Source organism: Nitrososphaerota archaeon (assembly GCA_027887005.1).
Classification (GTDB): Archaea; Thermoproteota; Nitrososphaeria; order Nitrososphaerales; family Gagatemarchaeaceae; genus UBA183.
Genome location: JAPCJI010000001.1, coordinates 1 through 17,294, shown reverse-complemented (window position 1 = coordinate 17,294; position 17,294 = coordinate 1). Strand labels below are relative to the sequence as shown.

Here is a 17,294-nt window from a genome sequence, read left to right as displayed (position 1 = left end):
GGGCTAGGCGGGCTTGACGACGACCGTCCCCTTCATCGTGAGCGGATGGATGCTGCACTCGTAGCTGTAGACCCCCGGGGTCGTGAAGGACTGGCTGAAGGTGTCCCCCTTGGCAAGGACGACCGATGCGAAGGTGGAGGCCCCCTGGGGGACCTGAGTCGAGACCACGGTGTGGGCCACGGTGTCCTGGTTCGTCCAGATGACCGTGTTGTTGACCCCCACGATGACCGTGATGTTGTCCGACGAAAACCCGGCCGACGCAGCGTTCGGAGGCATGGCGACGCAGGAGGACACTGAGGGGCAAGCGCCCCCCGCACCGAGCCCCGGCTGGAGCGGGATGGCCAGCTCGGCAGCGACGAGCGCACCCAGCAGGATGGCTACTATGCCAAGGGCCCACAGGAATCCATTGCCCGGCTTGGTCGGCTCTTCTGTCTCCATCTAGCTCACCCTAGGGACGCCAGCATGGCGATTACGAGGGCCGCGAGGAACATGATGGGGATTAGCGCGAAGAGCCGGAGGGAGCCTGGCTCGTCCTTCAGGTTCATGTAAAACGTGACGATCGCCACCGCCTGGCTTGCGGCGAGGATCAGGACGATCGCAGCGACGGTGGAGAAGCTGCCGATCAGGTAGAACGTCTCCACCTCTGCCAGCACGGCCGCCATCATGTACGCCCAGACTCCGAACGCGACCCAGGTTCTCATTTTCTCAATCTCACAGGAGGTAGAAGAGCGGGAAGACGAAGCACCAGACGATGTCGACGAAGGCCCAGTAGAGCCCGAAGTTCTCGATCGCCTCATGGGAGTCTTTGGTGTAGAAGCCGCTCGCGGACTTTTTCATCAGGTAGACCATCATCAGGAGCCCCGCGGTCACGTGGGCGCCGTGGAGGCCGACGATTATGTAGTAGGCGCTGGCTGCGAGGCCTATCCCGGGGTTGGCGGAGGTCAGGGCGAAGCCGGTGGCCCCGAGGTTGGTCCATTCAGAGACCTTTACGCCCATGAACACCGCCCCGAGGACGAATGTGACTGCCATCCAGCTGATGGACCCGCGCTGGTCCCCGTTTCGTATGGCCTGAAGCGACATGAACATGGTCAGGCCGCTGGTCACGAGCACCAGAGTGTTGAAGGTGCCGAGGGGGACTTCGTGGATGCTCCCTGCGATGGGCCAGATGCCGGACGCAGCTCGGATGAAGATGTAGGCTCCGAGGAAACTCCCGAAGAGCACGACCTCCGATGAGAGGAAGACCCACATGCCCAGCTTCATCTTGGGGACGGCAGAGAAGGGCCAGCGGTCCCCCTCTGGCTCAGGGGGAATCTGGAACCTGCCGCGGAGGTCGTCCCGGGCCCAGCCGTAGAAGGAATAGACCACTACGATCCCCCCCAGGCCAAGGAGGCCCAGCCCCAGGATGTCCGGATAGAAGGCGGCTCCGATTAGGAAGAGCATGGCTCCAAGGGATATCTGGATTGGCCTCGAGCTCAGGTGAGCGTAGTGACCGTGCGCTTCGGCTGCGGGAGAAGGTGCGGCCGCGAGCTGCCCGATCCAGCCTCCGACAGGCGGTGTGGCCCCGGACTCTACGGCCGGGGCGATTCCTTCGGCCTGCGAAGTCCATTCCAGGTCGGGGGAGCCCCAGGGGTTCGCCGGAGCTATGGGGCCCCGGTACCAGGTGAAGAGGAGATTGTAGGCCAGGAGAATCTGGGCCCCGGCGAAGATGAACGCGCCCACCGAGGCGATCCCGTTCAGGGTCGCCCAGTCGCTGACGTTCTGGTAGGTGAAAATCCTCCGAGGCATGTCGACGAGCAGGTTCATCGGGAAGTACAGGATGTTGAACCCCACGAAGGAGATGAGGAAGTGGACCTTGCCGAGCCTTTCGTTGTACATCTTGCCGGTCATCCGGGGGAGCCAGTAGTAGATGCCGGCGATGATCCCGAAGATCGCTGCGCCGACCATGACGTAGTGGAAGTGGGCCACGACGAAGTATGACCCTCTGAAGGCCCTGTCGAGGACCGGCGAAGAGAGGAAGACGCCCGTGATTCCCCCGATGATGAAGAGGATGATCGCCCCCAGAGCGAAGAGCATGGGGGTGGCGAACTTCACCCTGCCGCGGATGAGGGACTCGATGAAGGAGAGGGTGATCACGTCGAAGGGTATCGAGATGGCTATGGTGGCCACGCTGAAGGCTCCCTGCAAGGCCACGGGGATGCCTGTGAGGAACATGTGGTGCATCCAGACTCCGAAGCTCAGAGGGATAACGATCAGACCCGTTGCGATCAGGATTGCGTTCTTCGCAGCGAGGGGGCGGCCGGTGAACGAGGGGAGGATGTTGGCGATTATCCCGAAGCCGGGGAGGAGCACGATGTAGACCTCAGGGTGGCCGAAGAACCAGAACAGGTTGTCCCAGAGGATCGAAGGCTGTATGCCCGTAGATGTGAAGAAGACCGTCCCCAGGATTCTGTCCGAGGAAGCGAGAACGAAGGCCGCGATAAGGGTGGGGAATGCGAAGAGCATGGCGATTATCGTGAAGAGCATGAACCAGGTGAACATGGGCAGCTTGGACAGGGTCATTCCCGGGGCCCTGAGCCAGATAATCGAGACGAGGAAGTTGACGCTGCCGAGGGTGACCGAAGCGGCGAGGAGGACCATGCCGAGGTAGGCGAGGGTTGGCCCGGTGCCGGGGGTGAGCACGGCCAGGGGCTGGTAGGTTGTCCACCCTGCGTTCGCAGTCCCGCCGGGAACGAAGAAGCTCAGCACCGCAAGGACGCCACCGGCGAGGTAGAGCCAGTAGCTCATGGCGTTGAGTCGGGGGAAGGCGAGGTCGTCGGCGCCTATCTGCAGGGGCACGAAGTAGTTCGCGAGGCCGAGTGCTACCGGTGAAAGGAACCAGAAGATCATGATCAGACCGTGCATGGTCAGAGCCTGGTTGTAGTAGACTGCCGAGAGGAAGTTGTTGTTGGGAACGGACAGCTGGACCCTCATGAGAAGGGCCAGGATGGCACCTACGAAACCGAAGTAGAGGGAGGTGAAGAAGTAGAGCATGCCGACGTCCTTGTGGTTCGTGGTGTAGAGCCAGCGGTTGAGCCACGAAACCAACTAGGGTTTCACTCCGCCGAACTGGGTCTGCCAGGTCGCAGCGTCGATGACGCTGACGTTGCCCAGCATGAACGCATGGCCCACGCCGCAGAGCTCGAAGCATCTGATGGCGTCGGTGTAGAATCCAGTGTTCGAAGCCATGAACCAGAGCTGGTTCACCTTGCCGGGGACAGCGTCCTCCTTCACGTCCAGCATGGGGATCCCGAACGAATGGAACACGTCCTTGCTCGTGATGTTCATGATCACAATCGTACCTGCCGGGACCGTCAGAGGCTGGTTCTGGGTCGATACCGCGAACTTGCCGTCGGGGTAGGTGAAGTTCCAGCCCCACTGGAATGCGGAGAGGCGGATGGTCACGCAGGGGTCGGGGATGGCGGAGCACTGGCTGGGCATCTCGATGTTTCCGAAGCTAGCGAAGGTCTGATACTCGGCCGCAGTGAGGACGGAGATGCTGATCAGGACCGTCACCAGGACTATCTTCCACCCCTCGGTCTTGTGCACCGGGGGAGGTCCGCTTTCGCCCCTGTATCGGTACCTGTACATGAAGAACACGAGGAGCGAGATTACGACAACCGCTGCGCCCACGCCGAAGAAGAGGTACCAGTTGAAGAGGAAGTCATAGGTTGCCACCGTCGAGGGCAGGGATGACAGGATACCCGAATACATTAGGTCGTGCGCAGGAAACCAGCCCAAATTGCGGTTATAAGCTTTGGGACTTCTGAAGGAAAGTTGGACGATTTTATGGAAACGACGTTCGCCGATTGGTCGTGGTTTTCGGCGACTCTGGAACGCATAATTAGTTCAGACCTTCGAGGCCCGATTGCGGTGGGGTGGCGGAGCGGTTACGCGTGCGCCTGCAGTGGAACCCGTCAGTGAGCGCATTCACGTGGGTCCGAGTGCCGCCGGGCACGCAGCCCGGCAGCCGGGTCTCCCACCCCCACCTCATTAGAGTAAAAGTTCACACGAAGAGCGCATACAATACTATCGCGGAGACGAAAACTATCGAAATCGTGTTCACGACCTTGATCAAGGAGTTGATCGCCGGTCCGGCGGTGTCCTTGAAGGGGTCCCCCACCGTGTCCCCCATCACTGCGGCCTTGTGGGCGTCTGAGCCCTTGCCCCCCAGTTGGCCTGTTTCGATATACTTCTTTGCGTTGTCCCAGGCAGCTCCGCCGTTGGTCATGGTGAACGCGAGGAAGACTCCCGAGACCACAGTGCCGATCAGGAGGCCGCCGAGAGCTAGCGGTCCAAGCACGAGGCCGACTACGAGGGGAGTCGCGACGGCCAGGGCCCCTGGCTTCGCAAGCTCCTTTATTGCCGCGCTGGTGCATATGCCGACGCACTTTGCGTAGTCAGGCTTGGCGGTCCCCTCCATAATGCCGGGTATTTCCTTGAACTGCCGTCTGACCTCGTTCACGATGGTGTAGGCAGTTCTTCCCACCGCTTTGATCAGGAAGCTCGAGAAGTAGAACGGGAGAAGGCCTCCGATCAGTAGCCCAATGACTACGTAGGGGTCCGACAGGCTGAAGTTCAGCTGGCCGTTTACTAGGTGCGAGGAGTACCTGCTTGCAAGTGCCGAGCCACCGTTCCTGATTATGTTGCTGACCTCGTTCTGGAACGCCTCGAAGATCGCGACGGCCGCGAGCGCGGCAGAAGTCACTGCGAAGGCCTTGGTCGTGGCCTTGGTCGTGTTTCCGACCGCGTCGAGTTCGTCGGTCACCGTCCTGACGCTGGACTCCAGCCCGGCCATCTCAACAATGCCGTTGGCGTTGTCGGTGATGGGGCCGAACGAGTCAATTGACATGATAACCCCGGTCAGGGAGAGCATCGACATCGTAGCGACTGCAGTGCTGTAGACCCCGGTCAGCTGATTCCCTCCTGACCCGGCGTACCCCAGGAAGTAGGACACGATTATCGCCAAGACCAGAACGACCGCAGAAGGGGCGGTGCTCGAAAGCCCGTTCGAGAACCCTGAAAGGAAGTTGGTGGCCGCTCCCGTCTTACTTGATTCTGCGATCTCTCGCACTGGCGAGTAGTTGTAAGAAGTGAAGTAGTTCGCGACATTCTCAATTGCCACGACCACCGCAACCCCGACGATGGCACTCGCGAGCAGATAGTTAGAAAGGGACGAACCCCCGAAGAGGGCCTGGCCAAGGAAGTAATCCAAGACCACAGTGATGGCTGCCGCGATCAGCAAGGTGATGTTCAGCACTCTGAGCGGGTTCGACCTTACAGTTTTCCTCACATAGAAGCTCGCGACTATCGCTCCGACGATGCCTGATGCCCCGAGCAGCAGGGGGTACACCAAGAGGGTCAGCGCCCCTCCCGCGGACAGCAGAGCGCCCAGTATCATCACAGCTATGGCCGTGACCACGTACGACTCGTAGACGTCTGCCCCCATTCCAGCGCAGTCTCCCACATTGTCGCCCACGTTGTCCGCTATCACTGCAGGGTTACGAGGGTCGTCTTCTGGGATGCCCGCCTCGACCTTTCCAACAAGGTCGGCACCAACGTCCGCGGCCTTGGTGTAGATTCCTCCTGACACCCTCATGAACATGGCGATAAGAGAGGCGCCGAATCCCAATCCCGCCAGGATTACCGGCGTCTTGAGGATTGCGCTGGAGAAAGCGAGATAGTACACGGACAGACCGAGCAAGTCTAGCCCGACGACGGTCATTCCCATGACTCCACCGCCCTTGAATGCCAGGGCCAGGGCGCTTCCAAGGCCCTGCTTCGCAGCTTCGGCCGCCCGCGAGCTCGTTCTGACGGTTACAGCCATGCCGACGTAGCCGGCGACTGCTGACAGTGTCGCCCCGAGGGCGAACCCAGCCGCCGTTGCACCCCCGGTCCCGTTGGGCAGGTCAATTAGCCCGAAGATCAGGATGGTTATCACAATGGCAATGGGCGAGATCACCTTGTACTCCTTCCCAAGGAACGCGACTGCGCCCTGTCTTACTGCGTCGGAGATTTCGGTCATCTTCTGAGTGCCCTTGCTCTGACGCCTGAGGTAGGCCCAGAGGGCGAGGGCGTATAACAGCGCTACGACGGAGACGCCGAGGGCAAGGAAACCGTAGTCTAAGACCAAACGTTTCATGGCGCCTCGGTTTTCGTTTTATAAGGACTTCGAACGATGAGAGCCTAACGCGAACGTCGGTGCCGCTTGGTGAGGAGGTAGGAGACCAGGAAGGGGAGAACCGCAGTCACGTCAGCATAGAGGTTGGAGCGCTTCGCTCTTTCCTTCACCTTGCCCCAAGAGACGGCCTCTCTCACCTGGGCCCCGCTAAGCGAACCATCGAACTCTGAAGCGGTAGTGATGTAGCACGCGTAGTCCAGGCCTCCTCGGAACTGGTTCCACCATAGCACGTGATGCTTGGAGATGCCGCCCCCCAGCACCAGTGCCCCGGTCGACTTGGCCTCCGAGGTAATGTCCGAAAGCCTCCTCTCGTCGCCAATCAGGTCGACCCGAAAGTCCCTGTGACGCTCGGCGAAGAGCCAGAGCTGGCTCCCAACTGCCCCGTCGGTTATCCCTGGGACGAAGACTGGGACGTGCTTCTTGTAGGCCCAATAGAGCAGTGATTTCTCCGAACCGAGGTCGCGGCCGATCTCTTTGCAAAGCTCCTCGGTGGTCGGGGCCTTTTCGCCTCGGCCGTACAACTTCTCGAGGAGCGCCTGCATTCTCCTCTCTATCAGCGGGCCGTAGTCGTCGAGTGGGACAAGGACGTTCCCGAGGCGATGGTATCCGTCCTTGTGGAGCTTCACGTCGTCCATATCGAAGTCCCCGTGGTAGTAATCTGCGAGGGTCCTCGAGATGTCGTGGTCGAGGGTCCCGCTCGCGGTTATGATCACGTCGACCATGCCTGCCTTGACCAGGTCGATGAGGAGCCCCCGGGTCCCGGTCGCGACCAAGGCTGCAGGGAACGAGAGGAACTTCGTGCAGCTCTCGCGGGCGACCATCGAATCCAGGATGCTTGCGGTATCGGCAAGGTTCTTCGCCATGAACCCGCCGCCTCTCCCCATAGAATGGACGATAGAAACGATGTCATCGGAGGCTCGGGCGTGTATGTCCTGCACCTTTACGAGGCCTGATATCCGTCTCAAGGGAACTCAAGCTTGTCCGTTCTGTTGTTTTAACTCTTGGGCGTAGGAAGAGTAAGGGCAGACTCGCCGGTCCTGCCTGAGAGCAAAGAGCGGAGCTTTGACTCCGAGCCGTAGTTCTCGAGCCAATCTATCACCTGGGGAGATCGATAGGGGCCCGACAGTGCTGCAGCTATCGAGGCCGAGGAAGGGCCTGGACGAGACACTGTCGTGTCGAACTCGAAGGTCTTCTCTCTCCCGAATGCCTTGAGAGTGTCAACCGAGATCAGGCCGATGAGCTCCGCTTCGACGTTTTCGAACACCTTGTTCAGCGGGTACCCCCGGGCGCGAAGACGCGACTTCAGGGCCAGAGGGTCGCACCGCAGGACGACCACTTTTGAGATCCATGTCCTATCGACTACGTAGGGCAGGAGGTGCCCGTAGATCACCGCGGGTTCAAGGATGGTGTTGGACACGATCCGCCTCAAGACTCCGGTGTCCACTTCACCCGTCCCCGATTCCGGGGATGCCAGGCCATTCGCCCCAGCAAGATCATTGAGAGAGTAGCAGGTAAGACCTAACCTCGTCGCAACGAGTGGAGCTACGGACTTCTTGCCAGTCCCGGGAGTTCCAGTGATCCCAAGAAGTTTTCCAACGCGACGCGTACCCATTACGCGCTTCAGGTCTGCCTGGCCAATTGCTTCTTCAGCTTGAACTGGAAGTGCGCCCTGAACTTCGAGAGCTTGGGTGCTATGACCACCTGGCAGTAGGGCTTGTTCTGGTTCAGCTTGTAGTACTCTCTGTGGTAGCCCTCTGCTGGGTAGAACTTCTCCAATGGCGAAACCTCCGTGACAATTGGCTTTCGGAAGACCTTTTCTTCGCCGAGTTCGGTTATCATGTTGTGAGCCTCGAGCTTCTGGGAATCGTCGGTGTAGAAGATGACCGACCTGTATTGCGACCCTTCGTCTGCTCCCTGGCGGTTGAGTGTGGTCGGGTCGTGAGTAGAGAAGAAGACTTCGAGCAGCTCCCGGTAGGAAATCGAGCCTGGGTCGAAGGTGACCTGGGCGACCTCGGCGTGGCCTGTCTCGTCGGTGCAGACCTGCTCATAGGTGGGGTTGGGCTGACTCCCTCCTGCGTACCCAGGCTCCACCTTCACGACTCCTTCGAGTTCGCTGAACACCGCCTCCGAGCACCAGAAGCAGCCGCTCCCGAATGTCGCGGTCTCTCTTTCAGTCATTGGATCCATATCGAATCGGCTCCATTAAAGCTTGAGGGTTGACCCGCCTGCAATTCGGAGCCCTTTCCCATTCAGGTCGAGTACTGTAGCTCTCATCCCTTCCCAGACCGGCACTTGGATGGGCAGTTTGGCTTGGAGGAGCCCACCCGCCGCGGAACGGAGCCCTGCTGTCACGAGCTCTCCCGGAAGTTGCAGGTGCATGTCTCGGTCCTCAACCCCGAGGCGGTAGAACGGGGACTTCAGGAAGTCCAGGTTCATGGTATCCGCAAGTCCGAAGGAGCCGTCGTCAAGCCAATGGCTCCTGTCAAGGTCCTTGGCTTCCGCTCCGCGCAGTGAGAGTCCAACGCGGATTCCCCTGCCTGCGCTATCGAAGTCCTGGTCGTTGATCTGGATTCCCCTCACATCGAGCCGCAACTCTTCTGGGCCTGGGATGGGTCGAAGCTGGTCGTGGATTGATACGCTCCCGCAAAGGACGAAACCAAGGGCAACCGTCCCGACGCCCTTGACGCTGAAGACCCGGTCGACATAGACCAGGGTCCCTTTACGAGGCTGGCCTCCGCGTGGCGTAGCGTTTGAGAGGTCGATGACCGACGAAGAAGAGTTCCGCTCCTCGATGGGGAACTCTGAAACTGACGTGCCCTGCAGTGCGCCTCTAGCCATCTCGGGGCTGGCCGACGCATCCAGGAGTTCCAGGGTCCCTTTCAGCCCCATGGACCCCAGCAGGATCGCGAGCTCCCCGTCAGGCGCGGTTAGCTTCCCAGACTTCGGGAAGAGGTACAAGGCGCGGTCGACGATCGAGCCTATCCGAGCGTACCCCTGGATCCGGTCGGGGAAGTCGGCAGTATCTAGGAACGACACCCTTCTCCCCCCCTCAGTCCTGTGATAGACGATTATCCCCTCGGCCTCACTCTTCTTCCCGACGGAGGACGCGAAGGCGGTCCGAGCTTCAGGTTCGCTCCCGAAAACCCCGATGGTGATCCCGTCCAACCTTGAATCGCCTAATTGTTGCGCTTCAGGTGTTCGTCTAACCAGCGGATGTAGTGGTTCAGCCTCGAGACCCGGTGCTTCGGCTTGCCCACCCTTGAGAGGTCATGGCTCTCGCCTGGGAAGAGCACCAGTTCTGCCTCCTTCCCCAGTTTCTTGAGTGCGGTGAAGAACTCGAGCCCTTCAACCATCCAGCATCTGTAGTCCTCCATGGAGTGGACCAAGAGCAGGGGCGTTACCACGTTGGGGGCGTATCTGAGCGGCGAATCGTTGAGCAGCTTCTCTTCGGCGCTCCATGGGTCTCCGCCCACCTGGTCCTCTGTGAAGTGGGGCCCGATGTCCGAAGTCCCCCAGAAGCTGATCCAGTTCGCGATGCTCCTGTCCGCCACGGCAGCCCTGAACCTCTTGGTGTGCCCGATTGCCCAGTTGGTCATGAATCCGCCATATGAACCTCCCGCGATTGCGAGCCGCCGTCCGTCAATCTGGGGGAACTTCTTCAGGACCCAGTCAAGACCCTCCATGAGGTCGTCGTAGTCCCTGGTGCCGTACCTACCTCGAATGTCTGCAAACTTCTCAGAGTAACCGTCGCTCCCCCTAGGGTTGAAGTAGACGACTGCATAGCCAGCCGCAGCGAAGGCCTGGAATTCGTGCATGTAGGCGTCCCCGAACGCGGTCTTCGGTCCTCCGTGCACATACAATAGCCCCGGTACCTTTCCTTTCCGCTCAGGCATCAGGACCCAGCCGTCTATGGATTCGCCGTCGCTCGCCTTGAAGGAGACCTGCCGCGGCTGAAGTATGTTCAACTCCTCGTAGACCTTCTGGTTGAGGGCAGAGAGAGCCCGTTCCCTCCCCGACTTCAGGTAGAGCTCCTCGAGGTGGCTGTCGTCCATGGCGACGAAGGCGATCTTTCCGTCTCTGACATCGTATCCCTCTACGCTCCTCTTGCCGCCCACGACGAGTTCTGGCTCTCCCCCCGGCCTCGCCCTGTAGACGTGTACCGAGCCTGCGTCCGCCTGGAGGTAGTAGATGCCTTCCTTGGACCAGATGATGTTGCCAGGGCCGTGGGCCTTCGCCCGCGCGTCACTGTTCAGAGCATTCGCCTTGTTCCTGTCCACGGACTCGGCCTTCGAGAGCTTTCGGGTCCTCACTTCGAGAGTCCAGATGCGGACGTGAGAGGCGAACCCCGCTGGGAGCTCGTCCCCACAGATGGCAATCGAGTTGTCGTCTGGGGCCCAGGCAAGAGCTGTGATCTCCATGTCGGACCGCGTGAGCTTCTTCCTATTGCCCGAGGAGAGGTCGGCCACATACACGTCGGCGATGTACGGCTTCAGGTCGTCCGAGGATGAAAGATAGGCGATTCTCTTGCCGTCGTTAGAGAGGGCGAAATCTGCGACGTCGAATTGGCCCTTGGTCAGCTGCTTGACCTTTCCGGTCCTGATGTCGGCCTTGAAAAGGTGCTTCCTTCGATTGTAGATGAACCCGATACCGTTGAACCAGAAGGTCAGCCTCCTGATCACCTTGACGTCCTCCTTCTGCTTCTTCGAAACGAAGGAAAGGAAGTAGATGGTCCGGCAATCCGGGGACCACTGTGGGTTGTCGATGCCGTCCTTCGACTTGAAGACCAGCCTGGCCTCGCCCCCCTTGACCCCTATCACGTAGAGCGCGTTCCCCTTGTCCTCCTTCTCGAAGAGGCGCCTCGAGAGAAACAGGATTGATTTCCCGTCTGGGGACCACCTGGGGTCATAGTCCTTCTTCCCGGTGGTGAAGAGTTCTGGATTCCCCCTCTTGGTATCGGCCACGTACACCTCTGAATCATAGCCGTCCTCCTTCAGGTTGGCCCGCCTTGCGGAGAAGGCCACCTTATTGCCGTCCGGCGAAAGGCTGGGTTCCGAGAGCATCGAATACAGCGTGAAATCTGAGACCGCGACGGCACGCGCCACGGGTCAGTTTCGGCACTCGCAATCTTATGTCTTGCTCTCGCGACAAGAGCTAAATCGCCAAGGCGGGAGGCGGAATCGCCTTGACCGACACTGTTGTAATCGTCGCGTCTTTCCTCCTCGCCTTCAAGGCTATCCTTGTCGAGGGGAGCGAGGTCGCCATACTTTCATTGGCAACAGTGAAGCAGCTCGGTAAGAACAACGTCCTCCTTGGGGTCCTCGCCGGGGGCGCCGCCTCTGTCTTTCTCTTCGTCGGGGTGCGCCAGGTCTTCCTGTTCTTCCCCGAAGCGGTCATCGATGTCGCCACGGGGACGGTCATCCTGTACTTTTCCTACAGGTTCCTTCGGGGGTTCAAGCGATACTACTTTGGGAAGAAGTCGTTCCGGGCAAAAATGGAGAAGGTCGAATCCGAGGTCGTGGAGAAGGATATGGAACACTACGGCGACAAGAGGCCGGACGTCCTACCCTTTTCCCCGCTGAATGCACTTCCCGTGTTCACGATAACGTTGACGGAAGGTTTCGAGGCGAGCCTCGTCCTCGCAGCCGCGGGGACCATCAACCTGCAGTGGACGCTCACCGGAGCTGCGGTGAGCCTGATACTCATAGTCTTGATCTCGGCGGTGTCCTATGACTACCTGATCAGGTTCCCGAGGTGGGCACTCGACCTGCTGGCTGGGTGCGTACTGCTGACCTTCGGGACATACTTCTTTGCCAGTGGAATCCTGCTCGCGTTCGCGGGCGGCTCTTAGAAGGCGGGCCCCGGCACCGCAGTTCAGCCGTGCTCCAGGGACAATTCTATAACTGGGAATCAGGCGGCGGTCAGGATAGATGAAGAACAAAGGGCGAATTGAAGCCTCTGTGAGGTCGATACTTGACTCGCTGGGGCAGGACCCCCAGAGGGAAGGCCTCAGGGGCACTCCGAGGAGGGTGGCAGAGGCCCTGGAGGAACTTACGGAGGGGTATTCGATGGACCCGAAGAAGGTGCTCCAAGTTGAGTTCAACGAAACAACAGGAATCGTAATCTGCAAGGACGTGGAATTCTTCAGTCTCTGCGAGCATCATCTGCTGCCCTTCTTCGGCAAGGTCCACATCGGCTACATCCCCAGAGGAAAGGTCGTGGGGCTTTCGAAGCTTGTCAGACTCGTGGACGGGTACTCGAAGAGGCTCCAGCTCCAGGAGCGAATGACCAAGCAGCTGGCGGAAGCGATAGACTCGACCCTCTCGCCTTTGGGAGTGATAGTTGTGGTCGAAGCCGAACACCTCTGCATGAGGATGAGGGGGGTGAAGAACGGAAGCAAGATAATCACTTCCGAGATAAGGGGCCAATTCCAGGACGCGAAATCGAGGCAGGAATTCTTCGAGCTCCTCCGCCGGTAGTCTCGACACATTCCACATGCGTCTGAACAAACTAGGGTCTCCCAGAAATTGGATGACAGACGGTCTCTCTATCGTGAGTTTCGAAACTGGGAAACGTGGACTTCCGCTTCAGGAACAGATTCCTGTTTCTACCCACGGGCGCCAGTGACCTTGGGGTCGGAGGTCAACACCTCGAACCACCTCATCCGATTGCCATCTGGGTCGCTGAGATCAAAATAACTGATCACCTCAGGAACGGTGTTGATCTCTGTCGCTGCGATCCCGCCCTCCCGGAGCCGCTCTCGCTCGCGAGATAGGTCTCCGACCTCCAACTCAAGGGCCCAACTCGAAGCCTGCACCCTGCCGCCCACGATTTGCACCCATGCACCCCCGACCTTGTACTCAACGTTTCCGGGAAAGGGTTCCAGGTCAGGGCCTCTCCCAAAGAGTCGCGAATACCAATCTCGCGACTTCGTGGGGTCGCTTACCGTAATCTTCACTAGCACTTCTCGCGCATCGACTGACCCCTTGACACCTTCTGCCACCACGAGGTGGAACAGGTTTGAGCGGCTTTTGAAGGTTGCCCGTCCGGAGGCTGTGAGAATGGTTCCTTGAAACCAATCGGACTTGGGAAACCCATGGAACCTTTGGAAATCTAGCCCGAAGAAATGCCGGAATCAGACAATGGATCCTCAAGTGCCCCGGGCGAGATTTGAACTCGCGTCGCTACCTCGAGAGGGTAACATGCTTGACCGGGCTACACCACCGGGGCTCGGCGAGGGCATCAAGACGTGTGGTTAAAGTGATTTTGCACGTCAACGTTGGCCATTCGCGGAGGAGGAAGCCATGAAGGGCTCCAGTCTTCCTGTGTGCCCCACCATGGATTGGCCAGTATTCAAAGAGGAGTTGTTTAGCGTCGTTCTGGAGATTACTGTGATGTTGCAAGGGTCACAGACAGCACCGTTTAGGGGCCGCGAGTTTTGAACACCTGCCCCCTACCTTGCCCCGGGGATTACCAGCATCCGGGCCCTAGGCTGGGGTTTGTCGGTACCGTGTCTCGGCTGCCACGAAATCATGGCCCCCGTGACATTTGAAAATCCGTTAAATACCCTAACAAAACACATTGACGGCGAGACTTGGCTTTCTGTGCGAGCTGTGGAAAGGAAGTTCCTGCGGGCGTCGCATTCTGCCCGAATTGTGGGGCCCCCGTAGGCGTGGCAACTCAATCTTCATCGGCATCAGCTGCGCCCAGCACCACAGGTTTCGACACGTTGGCGAAGGACCAAGCTGTCCAGCAGCTGTGGGTAAAGCGCTTTGCCGCACTGATAATCGACGGCATCCTAGTGTACGTGGTCCTGTACATAATCGCGTTATTCGCGCTCTCCTCCTTCCTCCTGGGGGGGGTGTTCGGCTACGGTCTCTTCTTCGGAGGGTTCATTTTCCTCTTCGGCTTCCTGTTCCTTCTGTATTTCGCATTCATGGAGTCGAGTAGAGGTGCCACCATTGGAAAGGGAGTGATGGGGCTGAAAGTGGTGTCGAAAAGTGGCGGAAAGCCGAACATAACAGAGGCGTTCATCAGGAACATCAGCAAGATTTACTGGTTGCTCCTCCTACTGGATATCATAGGCGGCCTTGCCATGTCGAAGGGCGCCCGGCAGAAGTACACTGACACCATGGCCGGGACGACGGTCGTTTCCAAGTAGAAGAAGCCGAAGCCACCGCAAGCGTTTCATCGGAACCGTCATTCAGCCATGACCGTCGGCGATACTCCCATCAAGCCACAATGCAGACAAGATCGTCTGAAGCGTGAACCATCGTCAAAGACCCCTGATGACCCACTCCTAACTTGAGATCACTGTTCTGGCGAAGGCTTCGGAATTCAAGTCAGAAGCCTTACACGGAGGGTTGTCATGGCGGGGTCGAAGTCTAGGTCGGCGAAAATCAGAGCCCGGCAGCTTCAGGGGGCCCAAACTCATGGACCTCAGGCTGAAGATCCTTGTTGCTCGCATTATCCCAAGACAAGTGTGCAGGAAGACCTTGCTGCCGGCCTAGGCGGTGTTCCTATGAGTTCTGCTTGAGGACAGATTTAGCGGCCAGCTTGATGTCCGAAGGCTTGACCGTCTTTCTACCAGCGTGGGCCGCCAGCTCGACCGCAGCCTTTGATATCTGTAGGCCCACTGTCTCGAGCTCCGTCCTAAGTTCCATGGCCGCGTCGTCCCCAACCCTGTCTGCGCCTGCCTTCTTGATTACCCTGTAGACAGCCGCTAGGCCGAACTCCGAACTGGACATCGTCTATTCAGAATGGAGGGGTGTATTTAAAAACCTTTGGGCTGAAAAACGAGCTCCGCAGGCCCTATTTGGCGCTCCGGAGGCTCAACTCGCCCCTATTTGGAAAAGAGGTGGGAAAATCGTGCTTGGAACCCTCTGCGTCCCGCTTTTGCGTCGGTAGTGCGAGGAGTGGTCTGAAATACCACCATCGGGAGGGCAGGGCGTGCGTTTCATCGACTCCCATCTACATCTGGGAGAGTATGAAGACCCAGAGAGTGTGGTGGAGGCGGCGGTCGCGTTAGACATGGTTCTCGTCTCGTCAGGGATAGGGAAGGCGAGTTCGATGCGAACTCTGGCCCTAGCCAAGGAGTTCCCCCAGACTATCAGACCCTTCATAGGCGTCCACCCTGCTGAGGCGGGTAAGGGGGAGGGCCTTTCGTGGGTCTCCGAGTACATCTCTAGCGCAGACGGAGTGGGCGAGATAGGTCTCGACCCGAAATACAAGAATGAATCGCCGATGGAAGCCCAGCTTAGCACATTCAGCGACCTGCTTTCAGCCGGCGAAGCCTCCAGGAAGCCTGTCCAGGTCCACTCCAGGGGAGCCGAGAAGGAATGCCTGGAGGTCCTCTCAAGCTTCCATCTTGGGTCGGTCCAGCTCCACTGGTTCCAGGGGGAGGAGCTGCTCCGAGAGACGGAGGAAAGGGGCTATTTCGTATCCTTCGGTCCCGCCCTGCTCTCATCAGGGAGACTGCAGCGGATGGTCCAGTCCTACCCCCGAGGGCTGGTACTGGTTGAGACCGACGGGCCCGTTCCCTTTGCCGCACTGGGTAGGGCCAGCGGACCCACTCTCATCCCGAGCGTGGTGTTCCGGATCTCGGAACTTTGGGGAACGACGTTCGACGAATGCGCCCAAGCGGTCCTGGCGAACAGCCTCGCCTACCTCGGTTCAGGAACCAAAGGTTAATCACCCTGCCAACTTGGGGATGAAATCGATTGGACAGGACTAGAAGGCTTTCCGAGCTGATTCTACAGAGACATCCCGAGGCCTTCAGCTCCGACTACCAGAAGAACAAGAAGGCCCTCTTTGAACTCGCCCTGATTCCTTCGAAGCAGTTGAGGAACCACATTGCCGGGTACATAACAAAGTCGCTCAAGGAAGACACGACGACGGAAGAAGGGCCTGAAGAAGAAACCAAAGGTGAAGTGACCGAGGAGTAGCACTTGGCCCTGGAAGGAACTGGGGTCAGGTTAGATGTAAGGCCCGTCTCGTCGCTGCTGCCGCATGAAGAAACGATTCCCTCACACGTAGAGCGAATTACGAAACAGCTGATGCAGGATGCCCTTCAGAAGGATCCAATCGTGGTTGACGCGGAAAGCGGAACTGTCCTTGACGGAATGCACCGACTGGCTGCGTTCAAGAAGCTCAAGATCGGGAACGTCATTTGCTGCTCAATCGACTACAGCTCTAAGGCGGTGAGACTGAACAGATGGGCCAGGGTCTACTCCTCCCCTCTTCGAGACGAAACATCACGTTTGCTGACCGACCTCGGACTGACGAAAGTCACTACCATCGCCGACGCGTTCCTGGAGCTGGAAGGACGCGCATGCGGGCTCGCGGCGTTCAGCTCAGAGGGCGTCTACCTGCCTGAATCACACATCGGACTCCCAGAAGCGTTCGAAGTCGTCCGGAGATTCGATGCGTTCGCACTGAGCGCGGGATGGGCCAGGGAGTTTGTCCCTGAAGACGAAATCGATTCAGCGTTGCAGGATCCGACAGCTGTCCTTATCCTTGTCCAGCGGTTGACCAAGGACGACGTGGTGCGAGCGGCTCGAACAGGACGGTTCTTCCCGTGCAAGACATCGATGCACACGATCGACCCCAGGCCGGTGGCAATGAACTTCCCGCTCGCGGAACTGGAGGACCTGACCGGGACAGAGCTCCGTCGAAGACTGGCGGCGTCGAGGAGCAAGCTGCTCCCCGCGAATTCACTTTACGGAGGTCGAAGGTATAAGGAAAGGCTCCTCCTACTCAACTCGCCATGATCATGGTGAGATGCCTAGGACATATCGGCACAAGCCTGGGCGCCAAGGTGGTCAAGCTTGAGGATTCGGACCTGGACGCCGCGGAAATCGTAGAAAGGTTGAGGGTGCTCTCTGGGAAGCCCGACCCTGGGTTTACGAAGTATAACACTCTGATAATGATTGAAGACGGTGAGGCGTTTGTTCCAGCTTCAGGCCACAGGACCGTCAGGGACGGTGAAAACGTAGTGCTCATTCCCTTCTCGCACGGAGGGTGAGCGATTGGACACCAAGGCAAGAGCTTTCGCGATAGGGGCCGGGGCCGACCCGGAGTT

19 protein-coding genes and 2 tRNA genes are annotated in these 17,294 nt (G+C 59.0%); 8 read left to right on the top strand and 13 right to left on the bottom strand.

Annotated features, from left to right (window positions below; genetic code table 11):
- Positions 1-3 precede the first annotated feature (3 nt).
- The 4 genes from OK438_00105 to coxB are packed head-to-tail and all read right to left on the bottom strand — an operon-like array spanning position 4 to position 3,750.
- Complete coding sequence (locus OK438_00105; protein ID MDA4123838.1) at positions 4-438, bottom strand: cupredoxin domain-containing protein; 435 nt, start codon at positions 436-438, stop codon at positions 4-6.
- 5 nt (positions 439-443) lie between these two features.
- Entirely contained in the window at positions 444-701 is a 258-nt protein-coding gene (locus tag OK438_00100) for a cytochrome C oxidase subunit IV family protein (GenBank protein ID MDA4123837.1), read from the bottom strand.
- A 10-nt stretch (positions 702-711) separates the two neighbouring features.
- Positions 712-3,084, bottom strand: coding sequence for a cbb3-type cytochrome c oxidase subunit I (locus OK438_00095; GenBank protein MDA4123836.1), 2,373 nt, complete (start codon positions 3,082-3,084; stop codon positions 712-714).
- Positions 3,085-3,750, bottom strand: a complete 666-nt coding sequence (gene coxB, locus OK438_00090; protein MDA4123835.1) for a cytochrome c oxidase subunit II — start codon at positions 3,748-3,750, stop codon at positions 3,085-3,087. It abuts the gene before it with no gap.
- A 158-nt stretch (positions 3,751-3,908) separates the two neighbouring features.
- Here coxB and OK438_00085 point away from each other — a divergent pair.
- Positions 3,909-4,027, top strand: a tRNA-OTHER gene (locus OK438_00085).
- A 15-nt stretch (positions 4,028-4,042) separates the two neighbouring features.
- On the opposite strand, the gene OK438_00080 is transcribed toward OK438_00085, so the two are convergent.
- Genes OK438_00080 through OK438_00055 form a run of 6 tightly spaced genes read right to left on the bottom strand, consistent with a single transcriptional unit; the run spans position 4,043 to position 11,277 of the window.
- Entirely contained in the window at positions 4,043-6,178 is a 2,136-nt protein-coding gene (locus tag OK438_00080) for a sodium-translocating pyrophosphatase (protein ID MDA4123834.1), read from the bottom strand.
- A gap of 44 nt (positions 6,179-6,222) precedes the next feature.
- Complete coding sequence (locus OK438_00075; protein ID MDA4123833.1) at positions 6,223-7,182, bottom strand: deoxyhypusine synthase; 960 nt, start codon at positions 7,180-7,182, stop codon at positions 6,223-6,225.
- Positions 7,183-7,211: 29 nt separating this feature from the next.
- Complete coding sequence (locus OK438_00070) at positions 7,212-7,829, bottom strand: AAA family ATPase (GenBank protein MDA4123832.1); 618 nt, start codon at positions 7,827-7,829, stop codon at positions 7,212-7,214.
- Between the two features lie 8 nt (positions 7,830-7,837).
- Positions 7,838-8,395 carry a peptide-methionine (S)-S-oxide reductase MsrA gene (gene msrA, locus OK438_00065; GenBank protein ID MDA4123831.1) on the bottom strand — a complete coding sequence of 186 codons (558 nt, stop codon included), beginning with the start codon at positions 8,393-8,395 and terminating at the stop codon, positions 7,838-7,840.
- Positions 8,396-8,419: 24 nt separating this feature from the next.
- Positions 8,420-9,382, bottom strand: coding sequence for a hypothetical protein (locus OK438_00060; protein ID MDA4123830.1), 963 nt, complete (start codon positions 9,380-9,382; stop codon positions 8,420-8,422).
- 11 nt (positions 9,383-9,393) lie between these two features.
- Positions 9,394-11,277, bottom strand: a complete 1,884-nt coding sequence (locus tag OK438_00055; GenBank protein ID MDA4123829.1) for a S9 family peptidase — start codon at positions 11,275-11,277, stop codon at positions 9,394-9,396.
- A 122-nt stretch (positions 11,278-11,399) separates the two neighbouring features.
- Between OK438_00055 and OK438_00050 the strand changes: the two genes are divergently transcribed.
- Both OK438_00050 and folE read left to right on the top strand, forming a co-directional pair.
- Entirely contained in the window at positions 11,400-12,065 is a 666-nt protein-coding gene (locus OK438_00050; protein ID MDA4123828.1) for a hypothetical protein, read from the top strand.
- Between the two features lie 79 nt (positions 12,066-12,144).
- On the top strand, positions 12,145-12,693 hold the full coding sequence (folE, locus tag OK438_00045; protein MDA4123827.1) for a GTP cyclohydrolase I FolE: 549 nt from the start codon (positions 12,145-12,147) through the stop codon (positions 12,691-12,693).
- A 128-nt stretch (positions 12,694-12,821) separates the two neighbouring features.
- Here the strand turns inward: folE and OK438_00040 are convergent, their stop codons facing one another.
- Positions 12,822-13,220, bottom strand: a complete 399-nt coding sequence (locus OK438_00040; protein ID MDA4123826.1) for a VOC family protein — start codon at positions 13,218-13,220, stop codon at positions 12,822-12,824.
- A gap of 149 nt (positions 13,221-13,369) precedes the next feature.
- Positions 13,370-13,444 (bottom strand) — tRNA-Glu (locus OK438_00035).
- Between the two features lie 499 nt (positions 13,445-13,943).
- Here OK438_00035 and OK438_00030 point away from each other — a divergent pair.
- Positions 13,944-14,375 carry an RDD family protein gene (locus OK438_00030; GenBank protein MDA4123825.1) on the top strand — a complete coding sequence of 144 codons (432 nt, stop codon included), beginning with the start codon at positions 13,944-13,946 and terminating at the stop codon, positions 14,373-14,375.
- A 358-nt stretch (positions 14,376-14,733) separates the two neighbouring features.
- On the opposite strand, the gene OK438_00025 is transcribed toward OK438_00030, so the two are convergent.
- A complete protein-coding gene (locus OK438_00025) occupies positions 14,734-14,961 on the bottom strand; it encodes a histone family protein (protein MDA4123824.1) in 228 nt (75 codons plus the stop codon).
- Positions 14,962-15,163: 202 nt separating this feature from the next.
- On the opposite strand from OK438_00025, the gene OK438_00020 reads away from it, so the two are divergent.
- The 4 genes from OK438_00020 to OK438_00005 are packed head-to-tail and all read left to right on the top strand — an operon-like array spanning position 15,164 to position 17,237.
- Positions 15,164-15,904 carry a TatD family hydrolase gene (locus tag OK438_00020; protein MDA4123823.1) on the top strand — a complete coding sequence of 247 codons (741 nt, stop codon included), beginning with the start codon at positions 15,164-15,166 and terminating at the stop codon, positions 15,902-15,904.
- 29 nt (positions 15,905-15,933) lie between these two features.
- Positions 15,934-16,158: a 30S ribosomal protein S17e gene (locus OK438_00015; protein ID MDA4123822.1), complete on the top strand. Its 225-nt coding sequence runs from the start codon at positions 15,934-15,936 to the stop codon at positions 16,156-16,158.
- 3 nt (positions 16,159-16,161) lie between these two features.
- Positions 16,162-16,983, top strand: a complete 822-nt coding sequence (locus OK438_00010; GenBank protein MDA4123821.1) for a hypothetical protein — start codon at positions 16,162-16,164, stop codon at positions 16,981-16,983.
- Entirely contained in the window at positions 16,980-17,237 is a 258-nt protein-coding gene (locus tag OK438_00005) for a hypothetical protein (GenBank protein ID MDA4123820.1), read from the top strand. Before OK438_00010 ends, OK438_00005 begins: the two co-directional genes overlap by 4 nt.
- Positions 17,238-17,294 lie beyond the last annotated feature (57 nt).

What these genes read in the sequence shown, in the direction of transcription:
- OK438_00105 (MDA4123838.1), bottom strand. Translation starts at nt 438, where the DNA reads ATGGAGACAGAAGAGCCGACCAAGCCGGGCAATGGATTCCTGTGGGCC.
- OK438_00100 (MDA4123837.1), bottom strand. Translation starts at nt 701, where the DNA reads ATGAGAACCTGGGTCGCGTTCGGAGTCTGGGCGTACATGATGGCGGCC.
- coxB (MDA4123835.1), bottom strand. Translation starts at nt 3,750, where the DNA reads ATGTATTCGGGTATCCTGTCATCCCTGCCCTCGACGGTGGCAACCTAT.
- OK438_00080 (MDA4123834.1), bottom strand. Translation starts at nt 6,178, where the DNA reads ATGAAACGTTTGGTCTTAGACTACGGTTTCCTTGCCCTCGGCGTCTCC.
- OK438_00070 (MDA4123832.1), bottom strand. Translation starts at nt 7,829, where the DNA reads ATGGGTACGCGTCGCGTTGGAAAACTTCTTGGGATCACTGGAACTCCC.
- msrA (MDA4123831.1), bottom strand. Translation starts at nt 8,395, where the DNA reads ATGACTGAAAGAGAGACCGCGACATTCGGGAGCGGCTGCTTCTGGTGC.
- OK438_00055 (MDA4123829.1), bottom strand. Translation starts at nt 11,277, where the DNA reads ATGCTCTCGGAACCCAGCCTTTCGCCGGACGGCAATAAGGTGGCCTTC.
- folE (MDA4123827.1), top strand. Translation starts at nt 12,145, where the DNA reads ATGAAGAACAAAGGGCGAATTGAAGCCTCTGTGAGGTCGATACTTGAC.
- OK438_00025 (MDA4123824.1), bottom strand. Translation starts at nt 14,961, where the DNA reads ATGTCCAGTTCGGAGTTCGGCCTAGCGGCTGTCTACAGGGTAATCAAG.
- OK438_00005 (MDA4123820.1), top strand. Translation starts at nt 16,980, where the DNA reads ATGATCATGGTGAGATGCCTAGGACATATCGGCACAAGCCTGGGCGCC.